We start from the raw sequence: 13,057 nt of genomic DNA on the forward strand, positions 1-13,057 counted from the left end.
CTTTCAGCCCGTCCGGCGTTTGAGGACGAGCCGCGGAGCGGCGATGAAGCGGGGGTGCTAGGGGGCGCAGCCCCCTAGTTCGGGAAGGGGCGGGGCTGGGGCGCTCCGGCGAGGGTCAAGGGCGCGTCGCGCGTTCCAGTTCCAGTAGTGCCGAGCGGTACGTCCGGCCCGTCGCGCCGGTCAGGCCCACCTCGCACATCCGGTTCGCCGAGAGGTGCGCGTCGTACGGACGGGACGTCACCTCCGCCGCCTCCGCCCGCGTCGCGGACTCCGTGAGTTCGGGGTGGAGCATCCCCCGGTCCCCGGCGAAGGCGCAGCACCCCGCGTCGTCGGGGACGGTCACCTCGTCGGCGCAGGCCTCGGCGACGGTGCGGAGGTGGGGCTCGTCGCCCAAGTGCCGCGTGGAGCAGGTGGGGTGGAGCACGGCGGTGGGGACGGTGCGGTGGACCGTCAGGTGGGGGAGGAGGTGGTCGGCGGCCCAGACGACGGAGTCGACGACGGTCAGCTCCTGGTGGAGCAGGCGGTTGTCGGCGGTGAGGTGGGGGACCACCTCGCGCGCGATGCCGAGCGTGCAGGACGACGCGTCGACGACGAGCGGCAGCGCCCCGCCCGCCGTCCAGCCCCACGCGGCCTCGACGATCCGGTTGGCCATGACCGCGTTGCCCGCGTCGTACCCCTTGGAGTGCCAGATCGTCGCGCAGCACGTACCGGCCACGTCGTCCGGGATCCACACCGGCCGGCCCGCACGGGCGGACACGGCGACCACGGCCTCCGCGAGGGACATGTCGCCGGGGCTGGCGAAGATACGGTTCACGCAGGCCGGGTAGTAGACGGCGGCCGCGCCCACGCGGGCGGTGCGCGGCGCACGGCGGGGCGCGGCGCCGGGGAGCCGCGGCACCCACTCCGGGACGAGGTCCGGGCGTACGGCCTTGCGGGCGGCGCGGGTCACGGCGGTCAGGAAGCGGTCCGCCCGCCGCTCGCCGAGCGCGTCGCCGAGCTTCGCGGCGGCGGCCACGGCGAGGCGCGCGGAGGCCTCGACGGCCCTGAAGTGCCGGGCGGCCAGGGCCGCGGCCTTCTCCTCGCGGGCCGTGTGCCGGGCGTGGCGGAAGTCCTTCATCAGGGCGCCCGTGTCGATGCCGACCGGGCAGGCGAGGCTGCACGTCGCGTCACCGGCGCAGGTGTCCACGGCGTCGTACCCGTACGCCGCCACCAGGCCGTCCTCGACCGCCGACCCGGCGGGCTGGCGCATCATCTCGCGGCGCAGCACGATGCGCTGGCGCGGCGTGGTCGTCAGGTCCTCGCTCGGACACGTCGGTTCGCAGAAGCCGCACTCGATGCAGGGGTCCGCGATCGCCTCGACCTTCGGGATCGTCTTGAGGCCGCGCAGATGGGCCTGCGGATCGCGGTCGAGGACGATGCGGGGGGCCAGCACGCCGTCCGGGTCGATGACCTGCTTGGTGCGCCACATCAACTCCGTTGCCTTCGGACCCCATTCGAGCTCCAGGAACGGCGCGATGTTGCGGCCCGTGGCGTGCTCGGCCTTCAGCGAGCCGTCGAACCGCTCGACGGTCAGGCGGCAGAACGCGTCCATGAACGCGGCGTAGCGGTCCACGTCCGACGGCCTGCCCGCGTCGAAGGCCAGCAGGAAGTGGAGGTTGCCGTGGGCCGCGTGCCCGGCGACGGCCGCGTCGAAGCCGTGCCGGGTCTGGAGGTCGAGCAGCGCGTCGCAGGCCTCGGCGAGGCGCGCGGGCGGCACCGCGAAGTCCTCCGTGATCAGCGTCGTCCCGGCGGGGCGCGAGCCGCCGACCGCCGTCACGAACGCCTTGCGGGCCTTCCAGTAGCCCGCGATCGTGCCCGCGTCGCGCGTGAAAGCGTTGGTGACGGACGCGACGGGCGCGACGAGGCTCAGCCCCTGGAGGACGGCGGCCGCCGCGGCCTCGTACTCCTCCTGGCGCGCCTCGTCCGGCGCGCGGAACTCCACCAGGAGCGCCGCCGTGTCCTTCGGCAGGCCCGCCCAGTCCGCCGGCACCCCCTGCACGCTCACCGACGCGCGCAGCGTGTTGCCGTCCATCAGCTCCACGGCGAGCGCGCCCGCCTCGTTGAACAGCGGCACGGCGGCGGCCGCGGCGGGCAGCGTGGGGAAGAACAGCAGCGCCGTCGACACGCGCCGGTCCAACGGCAGCGTGTCGAAGACGACTTCGGAGATGAAGCCGAAGGTGCCCTCGGAGCCGACCATCAGGCCGCGCAGGATCTCGACGGGCGTCGAGCCGTCGAGGAACGCGTCGAGGCGGTAGCCGTTCGTGTTCTTGATCTCGTACTTGGCGCGGATGCGGCGTACGAGATCCGCGTCCGCCTCGATCTCGCGCTTGAGGTCGAGCAGGCCCGCGCAGAGGGCGGGTTCGGCGTGCGCGAGCCGTGCGTCGGCGTCCGGCTCCGCCGTGTCGACGACCGTGCCCGACGGCAGCACGAAGGTGAGGGACGCCAGGGTGCGGTAGGAGTTGCGGGTGGTGCCGGCCGTCATGCCGGACGCGTTGTTCGCGACGACGCCGCCGACGGTGCAGGCGATCGCGCTCGCCGGGTCCGGGCCGAGGACGCGGCCGTGCCGGGCGAGCGTGGCGTTGGCGCGCAGCACCGTCGTACCGGGCCGGATCCGCGCCCGCTCGCCGTCGCCGATGACCTCGACGCCCGCCCAGTGCCTGCGTGCGTCGACGAGGATGTCCTCGCCCTGCGCCTGCCCGTTGAGCGAGGTGCCCGCGGCGCGGAAGACGACGTTGCGGCCCTTGCCGTGGGCGTACGACAGGACGGTGGAGACGTCGTCGATGTCCTCGGCGACGACCACGACCTTCGGTACGAAGCGGTAGGGGCTCGCGTCCGAGGCGTACCGGACGAGGTCCGAGACCTTCGTGAGGACCCTGTCGGCGCCGAGGAGCGCGGTGAGCTCGCCGCGCAGGGGCTCCGGGGTGCCGCCGGCCCCGGCGTCGGGAACGCGGTCGGGTGCCGGTTCGCGGCCGTCCGGTGCGGGGCGCAGTGCGTCGGGGTCGGGCTCCAGCAGGGGCATGGACTCTCCTCGGCGGTGTCGGCGGCCTCAGCGGTCGATGGCCTCAAGGGTCGGCGACGGTCCTCGGCGGTGTCAGCAGGGGCGGCTCTCCGGCGCGTCGAACAGGGCGTTGAGCAGGCCGCCCAGCTGGGCGCGCTGGGCGGTGTCCAACGGAGCCAGGATGTCCTCCGCGGCGGCCCGGCGCGCGCCGCGCAGGCGGCCGAGGGCCGTGCGGCCGCCGTCGGTGAGCTCGATGCGGATGACGCGGCGGTTGGTCGGGTCCGGGGCGCGCCGCACGAGGCCGCTCGCCTCCAGGCCGTCGACCAGGCTCGTCACGGCCCGCGGCACGACTTCGAGGCGCTGGGCCAGGTCCGCCATGCGGGGCGGCGCGTCGTAGTGCGCCAGGGTGCGCAGGAGGCGGGACTGCGCGGGCGTGATGCCGATGGGTTCCAGATGGCGCTTCTGGATGCGGTGCAGCCGACGGGTGAGCCGCAGCAGCTGCTCGGCGAGCTGTCCGTCGGTGTCCGGTGTACTCATGCCGGAACATTACCAGGACCTGGTGCATTGTGAGCATAGGTAACAATGAGCTATGCTCCGTCGCCTGGCCCAGTGGAGTACGTCCCGGGAGCACGTCCCGCATGCGTCGCGCACGCCGCCGGCTCGCGTTCCGTACTTCCTGTCCCGAAGTCCGTACTTCCCGTCCTGAAGTCCGTACTTCCCGTCCTGAAGTCCGAAGGAGCCCATGCCTCACGAAGAACCCGCCCCGACCCCCTCGCCCCAGGAACCGGAGCAGCCGCGTCAGCTGCGCCGCATCCTCCGGCTCTTCCGCCCCTACCGCGGCCGCCTCGCGGTCGTCGGCCTCCTCGTCTGCGCCGCGTCCCTCGTCACGGTGGCGACCCCCTTCCTCCTGAAGGAGATCCTCGACACCGCGATCCCGCAGGGCCGCACGGGCCTGCTGAGCCTGCTCGCGCTCGGCATGATCCTCAGCGCGGTCGTCACCAGCGTCTTCGGCGTCCTGCAGACCCTGATCTCCACGACCGTCGGCCAGCAGGTGATGCACGACCTGCGCACCGCCGTCTACGGCCGCCTGCAGCGCATGTCGCTCGCCTTCTTCACCCGCACCCGCACCGGCGAGGTCCAGTCCCGCATCGCCAACGACATCGGCGGCATGCAGGCGACCGTCACCTCCACGGCGACCTCCCTCGTCTCGAACCTCACCAGCGTCATCGCGTCGGTCGTCGCGATGCTCGCCCTCGACTGGCGCCTGACCGTCGTCTCGCTCCTGCTGCTTCCGCTGTTCGTGTGGATAAGCCGCCGCGTCGGCCGTGAGCGCAAGAAGATCGCCACCGAGCGGCAGAAGCAGATGGCCGCGATGGCGGCGACCGTCACCGAGTCGCTCTCCGTCAGCGGGATCCTGCTCGGCCGCACCATGGGCCGCGCCGACTCGCTCACCCGCTCCTTCGCCGACGAGTCCGCCGAGCTCGTCCGCCTCGAAGTGCGCTCCAACATGGCGGGGCGCTGGCGCATGGCCGTGATCACGATCGTCATGGCCGCGATGCCTGCCGTCATCTACTGGAGCGCCGGACTCGCCCTCCAGTTCGGCGGGCCCGGCGTCTCCCTCGGCACGCTGGTCGCGTTCGTCTCGCTCCAGCAGGGCCTGTTCCGGCCGACGGTCAGCCTCCTGTCGACCGGTGTGCAGATCCAGACCTCGCTCGCGCTGTTCCAGCGGATCTTCGAGTACCTGGACCTGCCCATCGACATCACCGAGCGCCCGGAGCCGGTCCACCTGGACCAGGTCAAGGGCGAAGTCCGGTTCGAGGACGTCGAGTTCCGCTACGAGGAGCAGGGCGCCCCGGTACTCGCCGACATCGACGTCACCGTGCCCGCGGGCGGCAGCCTCGCCGTCGTCGGGCCCACCGGCTCCGGCAAGTCCACGCTGAGCTACCTGGTGCCGCGGCTGTACGACGTGACGGGCGGGCGCGTCACGCTCGACGGGGTCGACGTGCGCGACCTGGACTTCGACACGCTCGCCCGCGCCGTCGGCGTCGTCTCCCAGGAGACGTACCTCTTCCATGCCTCGGTCGCGGACAACCTGCGCTTCGCCAAGCCGGACGCCACCGAGGAGGAGCTGGTCGCCGCGGCCCGCGCCGCCCAGATCCACGACCACATCGCGTCCCTGCCCGACGGGTACGACACGGTCGTCGGGGAGCGCGGCCACCGCTTCTCCGGCGGGGAGAAGCAGCGCCTCGCCATCGCCCGCACCATCCTGCGCGACCCGCCGGTGCTGATCCTGGACGAGGCGACCAGCGCGCTCGACACGCGCACCGAGCACGCCGTGCAGCAGGCCATCGACGCCCTGTCGGCCAACCGGACGACGCTCACCATCGCCCACCGCCTGTCCACCGTGCGCGACGCCGACCAGATCGTGGTCCTGGACGCCGGGCGGGCCGTCGAGCGCGGCACCCACGAGGAGCTGCTCGCACAGGACGGCCGTTACGCCGCCCTCGTCAGGCGGGACGCCCACCTGGAGCCAGCGAGATGAAAATATGCCGGAAATGTCGGAATAGCCGGGTTAGCGTGCCCGCATGCACACCACCACCCCGCGACGGGGCACCAAACGGGGAGCGCTCCGGCTGACGCGCCGCGGCCGGATCGCCCTGATCGCGATCGGGGCCGGCGCGGCGGCCACCGCCGTCGCGGTCCCGCTGCTGCTCCCGGACGACGGCGCAGCAGAGCGGCCCACGACCCTGACCATCCCCGAGGGCTGGCGCTCCGGCCAGGTGTACGAGGCCGTCGACAAGGCCCTGCAGGTGCCGGCCGGCACCACGAAGAAGGCGGTCGCCAAGGCCGACCTCAAACTGCCGGGCGACGCCGGCGGCAACCCCGAGGGCTATCTGTTCCCGGCGACGTACCCCGTCAGCTCCCAGTCGACCCCCGCGTCCGTCCTGTCGTACATGGTGAACACGGCGAACAAGAAGTTCAGCGGCGCCCACGTCACCGCGGGCGCCGACCGCAACGCGGTGAACGTCTACCAGACCGTCACCATCGCGAGCATGGTCGAGGCCGAGGCCGGCACCCGGCAGGACATGGGCAAGGTCGCCCGCGTCATCTACAACCGCCTGGACCGCGGCATGCCCCTGCAGATGGACTCCACCCTCAACTACGCCCTCAACCGCTCGACGCTGCGCACCACCCAGCGCGACACCAAGCTCAACAGCCCCTTCAACACCTACGCCCGCATGGGCCTGCCCCCGACCCCGATCGGCAACCCCGGCGAGGCCGCGATGCGCGCGGCGACCAGCCCCACACCGGGGGACTGGCTGTACTTCGTGACCGTCAAGCCCGGCGACACCCGCTTCACCGCGAACTACGAGGAGCAGCAGCGCAACGTGGCGGAGTTCAACAACCGCCGCTGACCGCCCGGGAGTCCGTCCCTCCGCCGAGACCCGATCCGGCCATCGCGGACGAAGGCCGGAAGTCGTCCGTGGGATCCCGCGCCCCATTGATGGCGCCGCGCATCGCCGCTTCCATGGCCCTCCCGGTGGCGCTCCGCCGCCGGTCGGGTCGGTGCGCCGTCGGTGAGCCGTCGATGAGTCGTCGGCGAGTCATCGGTGAGTCATCGGTGAGGGGGATGGGGAGAGGATGCGTCGGGACGGGGCACGGAAAGCGAGAGCGAGGAGATCCAGAGCGCGGAGGGGTGGCATATCCGGTGCGGCGGCGCTGTTCAGCGCCGCCGCACTTGTCGTCTCGACGGCTCCCGCGGACGCGGCCGACGGCGGGCGGACACCGCCGAGCCCGGGCGAGGTGATCCCGGGGCAGGAGACGGACACGCCCGCCCTGGTCCAGGGCATCGCGGAGAAGGCGCCGGACGCGGCGAGCGCGGCCGCGGCCGCCCGCGCCCACCTGGAGCAGAAGCAGAGCCGCTACCGGATCGCGGAGCCCGCCCGTGACCTGGTGTCCGCGGGGGCGGCCACCGCGCCGGGCGGCCAGGAGACCGTGCGGCTCCAGCAGCGGCACCGGGGCGTGCCGGTCCTGGGCGGCCAGTACGTCGTCCGCATGCGCAAGAAGGACGGCGACCGGGTCGTCACCGGCACCTCGGGCAGGTACTTCACCGAACTGCGCACCGGCACCACGCCCCAGGTCGGCGACGACCTGGCCGTCGAGCGGGCCGTCGACGCGGTGTTCGGCGAGCTCACCGCCAAGAACTTCGTCCGCGAGGGCGCCGAGGAGAGCGACGACGGCGCCCTGCCGCTCAAGGGCACCGCCCGCGGCCTCGTCGCGCTGCCGAAGGGCAGCGGCGTGCTCACCCAGCACGTCACCGTGCGCGGCACCGACCCGGCGAGCGGCGAACCGGTCCTGCGCGAGGTCTACATCGACGCGCGCGCCGGGTACCCGGTCCTCCAGTACAGCGGTATCAAGACGTTCGGCACGCCGCCCGCCGCCGCGGGGACGGGCCGCCCCGCCCCGCGCCCCGCCGCGCGGGCGGAGCCCCGCGAGAAGGGCTCGGGCGTCAAGCTGGACGGCAGGTCCGTCGACCTCGATGTGGTGCGCGACGCCTGGCGCGAGCAGTACATACTGCGCGACACCACCCGCATACCCGACGACGAGGGGTACGGCCGCACCCTGTCGACGTGGGACGCGCGGGACAGGTCCGTCGGCGAGGTGATCGGCCGATGGCCCGACGGGATCAGGGAGTTCGGCTCGCCCACCCCCGCCTTCGGGAAGGACGCGACCGACGCGGGCGCGGTCGACGCGCACTGGGGCGGCGCGCAGGTCTTCGACTACTACAAGAACAAGCACGGCCGGATCAGCCTCGACAACCACGGCATGACGGTCAACTCCCTGGTGGGCGTGGTCAACGGCGGCCAGCCGCTCGTCAACGCCTTCTGGGACGGCCAGAAGATGATCTACGGCAACGGCGACGAGGAGTACCGGCCGCTCTCCGCAGGCCTCGACGTCGTCGGCCACGAGATGACCCACGGCGTCGTCGAGCACACCGCCGCGCTCGTGTACGCGGGCCAGTCCGGCGCCCTGAACGAGGCCGTCGCCGACTACTTCGGCAACGCCATCGAGACCGGGGCGTACGGCATCCCCACCACCGACCCCGACGCGGGCCTGGTCGGTGACCGGCTGTGCCGCACCAGGACCCCGCGCGCGTGCGCCTTCCGCGACCTCAACGACGGGCGGAACACCGCCAAGCACTTCCTCGGCGTCGGCTTCGGCACCGACAACGGCGGCGTGCACCTGAACTCGACCATCTTCTCCGGGGCGTTGTGGGACGCCCGGGAGGACCTGGGCGCCACGCTCGCCGACAGGATCGTCTACCGGGCGCTCACCCAGTACCTCACCCCGCTCGACGGCTTCACCGAGGGCCGGGCCGCGGTGCTCGCCGCCGCCAAGGACCTGAACGTGTCGGCGGCCGACCAGCGGGCGCTGCAGCGGGCCTTCAACGCCCACGGCATCGTGCCCGGCTGGGAGCTGGCGCTCGGCGTCGACTCCGACACGCTGCTCGACCGGGTCAACACCATCGACTCGCGGGTCGGTTCGGGCGGCGGCTGGTGGGCGGCGTCGCAGTCCAACGAGGACGGCACCGAGCCGTACTCGGTGTGGGCCGGGCGCACGGACGGCAGCGGCCGGCCCAAGCTGATGAGCCCCAACGACGGCCGCTTCCACGTCAATCCGGCCACCGACGGCAAGACAGTGGTGTGGCAGGCCTACGGCGGGCCCGCCGGCGCCGAGCTCCTCGCCCGGCCGCTCGCGGGCGGCCCGGTGAAGAAGCTGGCCCAGCACAGCCGGGGCCTCGGCACGGCCGTGGACGTCGACGACGACGTGGTGACGTACGAGTACTACCTCCACGGCGGGCGGCGGGCCATCGCCTATCTGAGCCTGAAGGACCCCGGGAAGAGGGTCAGCATCGGCGGGGGCGCCTACCACCGGGCGACCTTCCCGTCCGTGAGCGACGGCAAGGTCGCCTACCAGGAGTGGCGCAGGGTGCGCGCCGAGTACGCGTACACCACCCGGATCGTCGATGTCGCCACCGGTGAGAACAAGGTGATCCAGCAGGTGCCGGGCAGCACGGGCCTCGGCCCGACCGCCGTCACGGGCACGCATATCTTCTGGCTGCGCGACGAGGTCAAGGGCGATGGCACGACCGGCCTGCGCCGGGCGAACCTCGACGGCTCCGGCATCGTCGACCTCAGCCCCGAGGCCGCCCCGGGTGCCCTGAACGCGGGCGAGCTGACCGCGTCCGACACGGCCGTGACGGTCGGCGCGCGGCTCCCGGACACCGAGTGGCGCAACGAGACCCTCGCCAAGCTCTGGCAGTTCGCGGCCGACGGCGACCCGAAGGACCCGGCCACGCGCAAGGGCCGCGTCTCCTGCAACCGGGGCGAGCAGCTGTCGGCCGCCGCGGGCCCCGGCAGCCAGGTGCTGTGGATCGACGCGACCACCGGCATCAGCCAGGTCGTGACGCGCACGCGCCCGGCGGGCCGCTGCGGCTGACCGGGACATGGACGCTCCGGCGGGCCGCCGCGCACACGCAATCCCCACCACCCCCACCACCCCCACGAGGAAGGCCCAGGTGCAGTCATGAGAAGACCCCCACTCCGGTGCTCCGCGGCGGTGCTGTCCGCCGCCCTGCTCGCCGTCGGCCTGCAACTCGGCGCGGCGCCCGCCGAGGCCGCCGCGCCCACGGACAAGCTGCGCCTGGCCGGTGCCGGTGAGTTGGCCGTGCCGGACGGCTGGATCGTCGTCCAGAAGCGGGGCACGGGGCCCGCCGTGGCGCGTGAGCTCGTCGCGCGAGCCGACGGCGCACGCCTGGGACACGTGTACCGCTCGGCCCTCCAGGGGTTCTCCGCGCGCATGTCCCGCGCGCAAGCGGAACGCGTCGCCGCCGACCCCCGTGTGGCGTACGTACGCCAGGACACCCGCGTACGGCTCGACGCGTCCGCGGACGACACCCAGCAGAACGCCCCGTGGGGCCTGGACCGGATCGACCAGCGGAACCTGCCGCTGTCCACGACGTACACGTACCGGACGACCGCGCGCGCCGTCAGCGTGTACGTCGTCGACACGGGTCTGCGGACCACGCACCAGGAGTTCGGCGGCCGCGCGTCGGTCGGGGTCGACACGGTCGGCGACGGGCAGAACGGCAACGACTGCCACGGCCACGGCACCCACGTCGGCGGGATCGCCGCGGGCAGGACGTACGGCGTCGCCAAGGAGGCCCGGCTCGTGGCGGTGCGGGTCCTCGACTGCCAGGGCTCGGGGACCACCGCGGGGGTCGTCGCGGGCGTCGACTGGGTCACGAAGAACGCGGTGAAGCCCGCCGTGGCCAACATGAGCATCGGCGGCCCGGCCAGCGACGTCCTCGACAACGCCGTGCGCAACTCGATCCGCTCCGGCGTCACCTACGCCGTCTCCGCGGGCAGCGGCGCCATGTCCGGCGGGGCCTGCTCCAACTCGCCGTCCCGCATGCCGGAGGCGATCACCGTCGGCGCGAGCAACCAGTCCGACCGGCGCGCCTCCTCCTCCAACTACGGCCCGTGCGTCTCCCTCTTCGCGCCCGGCGTACAGATCCCGTCGGCCTGGAAGGACAGCGACACCGGCACCAACACCATCAGCGGTACGTCGATGGCGACGGCCCACGTGACCGGTGCGGCCGCGCTCCACCTCGCCTTCCGGCCGACGGACACCCCGGCCGAGGTCAAGCGGGGCATCGTCGACAACGCCACCATGGGCGTGCTCCAGGGCAGTCCGCCGGTGGTGCCCAACAAACTGCTCTACACGCTCTATCTGCCGTAGACCTGGCTGCCGTAGAGCTGTCTGCCGTGGACCACACCCGGCGGACCCGGGCCCGCCGGGTGTGGTCCGGGCGCGCCGCCGGCGACTGGACTGGAGCGCGGGGCGGACGGGGTGTTTGACTCTGCCCCGTCCCTCTGACCTCCACCTGTACGGGAGCGGCGATGTTCGTCAAGATCTGTGGCCTCCGGGAGCCGGCGCACGTGGCGGCGGCGGTCGACGCGGGCGCGGACGCCATCGGCTTCGTGCTCACGCCGAGCCCGCGCCGGATCACGCCCGACCGCATGCGCACCCTGGTCGCCGACGTGCCCCCGCACGTGCTGACCGTGGCGGTCCTCGCGGGGGCGTCGCCCGCACAGGTCGCCGAGGCGGTCGACGGCACCGGCGTGGCCGCCGTACAGCTGCACGGCGACGCCTACACGACCCGTGACTACGCCGCCGTGCGCGACCTGCCGCTGCGCCTGGTCCGCGCGGTGTCCGGCACCGGCGGGGCGGACCTGGTCTCCGGCAGCCACGGCGAGGAGCTGCTGATCGTCGACGCGCCGCGGCCCGGCTCCGGCGAGCCGTGGGACTGGGCCGCGCTCGCCGGTCGTGCCGAGGGCCGCTGGCTGCTCGCCGGCGGGCTCGGCCCCGGCAACGTGCGCGCGGCGGTGACGGACACGCGGGCCTGGGGCGTGGATGTGTCCAGCGGCGTGGAGAGCCGTAGGGGAGTGAAGGACACCGGGCTCATCCGGGAGTTCGTCGCCGCCGCCCGCGGGGACTGAGGCGGGCGGTTCACCGCGCCGCCTCGGCGAGCGCCTCGACGGCCGCGGTCAGGACGTCGCGCGAGTGCGGGGCGTACCCGATCACCACGGCGGGCGAGGGCGGTGGACAGGCGAGCGCGAATTCGCTGATGCCGCGCGCCATCACGCCCGCGTTCTGGATCGTCCGGGCCATGAGGGGTTCCTCCAGGTGCTCGGGAAAGGAGACGAGTAGGTGCAGGCCTGCCGTGGGCTGGTGCACGGTGGCTTCGGGGAGGCGTGACTCCAGGGCGCCGACGAGTGTTTCGAGGCGCTCGCGGTAGCGCTTGCGCATCCGGCGCAGATGCCGTTCGAGGCGGCCGCTGCGGATGAACTCCGCGTACGCGAGCTGGTCGACGCTGGACCCGCCGAGGTCCTGGCGCGCCCGCACCCGCTCCAGGAGCCCGGCCAGATGCGGCGGCACCGCGAGCCACCCGAACCGCAGGCCCGGCGCGAGCGTCGAGCTGACCGAACCGGCGTAGACCACGTGGTCGGGCGCCGAGTTCTGCAAGGACGCGGGCCGCTCGGATCTGTCGAACCAGAACTCCCCGTCGTAGTCGTCCTCGATGACGATGCCGCCGACGTCCCGCGCCCAGGAGACAAGCGCCGCCCGGCGTGCGGGCGAGAGCACGACGCCGCTGGGGAACTGGTGCGTGGGCGTGGTCAGGACGGCCCTGGTGTCGCCGCGCGCGAGGGAGTCGACCACCAGGCCCTCGCCGTCCACCGGGACCGGCACCGCCCGCAGCCCGGCCTCCTCGATGACACGGCGCTGCCCGGGATTGCCGGGGTCCTCCACGGCGAGGGCGCGCACCCCGAGGTCGCGAAGGAGCAGGCACAGCAGCGTCAGGCCCTGTGCGAAGCCCGCGGTGACCATCAGGCACTGGGGCGTGGTCCGCACGGCCCGCACCCGGCCGATGTGGGCCGCGATCTCCTCCCGCGCCTGGAGCACGCCCGCGAGCGGCGGATACTCCAACTGCTCGGGGCCGGTGGTCTGGAGGACCTGCCGCAGACACGCGAGCCACTCCCGTCTGGGGAAAGCGGTGACATCGGCGGGGCCGGAGCGCAGGTCCCTGCGGGCCGGGCCCTCGATGCGGCCGGGAGCGGGTCCGCGGGGCCGCGCGGGGCCCGGCACGGCGGAGCCCGGCCCCGGCTCGGCGACCCGGGTGGAGGAGCGGTCCACGGAGTGGAGATAGCCCTCGGCCGTGAGCTGCTGATAGGCCTCGACCACCACGCTGCGGGAGAGCTGCAGGTCGGCCGCGAGGCGGCGGCTCGACGGCAGCGGCGCGCCCGGCCGGAGCAGGCCGGTCGTGATCATGTGCTTGATGGCGGTGCGGAGTTGTTCATGAAGGGGCTCGACCGCCGAGCGGTCGATCGACAGTTGAAGGTGCCACGACATCTGGTATGCGCTTTCCTTTCCCAGGTGGACTGGTTCCCCCGAAAG

Annotated in this window: 8 protein-coding genes; 5 read left to right on the forward strand and 3 right to left on the reverse strand. The window is 73.3% G+C overall.

The genetic code is table 11. The features are described 5' to 3' along the window. Positions 1–115: 115 nt before the first annotated feature. Complete coding sequence (locus tag ACFWZ5_RS30640) at positions 116–3,058, reverse strand: FAD-binding and (Fe-S)-binding domain-containing protein (RefSeq protein ID WP_384795520.1); 2,943 nt, start codon at positions 3,056–3,058, stop codon at positions 116–118. 72 nt (positions 3,059–3,130) lie between these two features. Continuing rightward, the gene (locus tag ACFWZ5_RS30645) at positions 3,131–3,574 is read right to left on the reverse strand and encodes a MarR family winged helix-turn-helix transcriptional regulator (RefSeq protein ID WP_384795523.1); all 444 of its coding nucleotides are present in this window, start codon (positions 3,572–3,574) and stop codon (positions 3,131–3,133) included. Positions 3,575–3,779: 205 nt separating this feature from the next. Between ACFWZ5_RS30645 and ACFWZ5_RS30650 the strand changes: the two genes are divergently transcribed. From ACFWZ5_RS30650 to ACFWZ5_RS30670, 5 genes are all read left to right on the forward strand, one after another. Beyond that, on the forward strand, positions 3,780–5,579 hold the full coding sequence (locus tag ACFWZ5_RS30650) for an ABC transporter ATP-binding protein (protein WP_384795525.1): 1,800 nt from the start codon (positions 3,780–3,782) through the stop codon (positions 5,577–5,579). Positions 5,580–5,622: 43 nt separating this feature from the next. Further along, positions 5,623–6,453, forward strand: coding sequence for an endolytic transglycosylase MltG (mltG, locus tag ACFWZ5_RS30655; protein ID WP_384795527.1), 831 nt, complete (start codon positions 5,623–5,625; stop codon positions 6,451–6,453). A 226-nt stretch (positions 6,454–6,679) separates the two neighbouring features. Then, positions 6,680–9,538: a M4 family metallopeptidase gene (locus tag ACFWZ5_RS30660; protein ID WP_384795529.1), complete on the forward strand. Its 2,859-nt coding sequence runs from the start codon at positions 6,680–6,682 to the stop codon at positions 9,536–9,538. A gap of 87 nt (positions 9,539–9,625) precedes the next feature. Next, positions 9,626–10,840 carry a S8 family peptidase gene (locus ACFWZ5_RS30665; RefSeq protein ID WP_384795531.1) on the forward strand — a complete coding sequence of 405 codons (1,215 nt, stop codon included), beginning with the start codon at positions 9,626–9,628 and terminating at the stop codon, positions 10,838–10,840. A gap of 161 nt (positions 10,841–11,001) precedes the next feature. Beyond that, entirely contained in the window at positions 11,002–11,601 is a 600-nt protein-coding gene (locus ACFWZ5_RS30670) for a phosphoribosylanthranilate isomerase (protein ID WP_384795533.1), read from the forward strand. Positions 11,602–11,611: 10 nt separating this feature from the next. Here the strand turns inward: ACFWZ5_RS30670 and ACFWZ5_RS30675 are convergent, their stop codons facing one another. Beyond that, positions 11,612–13,012: a PLP-dependent aminotransferase family protein gene (locus ACFWZ5_RS30675; protein ID WP_384795535.1), complete on the reverse strand. Its 1,401-nt coding sequence runs from the start codon at positions 13,010–13,012 to the stop codon at positions 11,612–11,614. Between the last annotated feature and the right edge of the window lie 45 nt (positions 13,013–13,057).

Origin of the sequence: Streptomyces sp. NPDC059003, assembly GCF_042740445.1 — a bacterium.
Classification (GTDB): Bacteria; Actinomycetota; Actinomycetes; order Streptomycetales; family Streptomycetaceae; genus Streptomyces.

Excerpts from the sequence above, each read along its gene's own strand:
- ACFWZ5_RS30660 (WP_384795529.1), top strand. The coding sequence starts at position 6,680 with ATGCGTCGGGACGGGGCACGGAAAGCGAGAGCGAGGAGATCCAGAGCG.
- ACFWZ5_RS30665 (WP_384795531.1), top strand. The coding sequence starts at position 9,626 with ATGAGAAGACCCCCACTCCGGTGCTCCGCGGCGGTGCTGTCCGCCGCC.
- ACFWZ5_RS30675 (WP_384795535.1), bottom strand. The coding sequence starts at position 13,012 with ATGTCGTGGCACCTTCAACTGTCGATCGACCGCTCGGCGGTCGAGCCC.
- ACFWZ5_RS30645 (WP_384795523.1), bottom strand. The coding sequence starts at position 3,574 with ATGAGTACACCGGACACCGACGGACAGCTCGCCGAGCAGCTGCTGCGG.
- mltG (WP_384795527.1), top strand. The coding sequence starts at position 5,623 with ATGCACACCACCACCCCGCGACGGGGCACCAAACGGGGAGCGCTCCGG.
- ACFWZ5_RS30670 (WP_384795533.1), top strand. The coding sequence starts at position 11,002 with ATGTTCGTCAAGATCTGTGGCCTCCGGGAGCCGGCGCACGTGGCGGCG.
- ACFWZ5_RS30650 (WP_384795525.1), top strand. The coding sequence starts at position 3,780 with ATGCCTCACGAAGAACCCGCCCCGACCCCCTCGCCCCAGGAACCGGAG.
- ACFWZ5_RS30640 (WP_384795520.1), bottom strand. The coding sequence starts at position 3,058 with ATGCCCCTGCTGGAGCCCGACCCCGACGCACTGCGCCCCGCACCGGAC.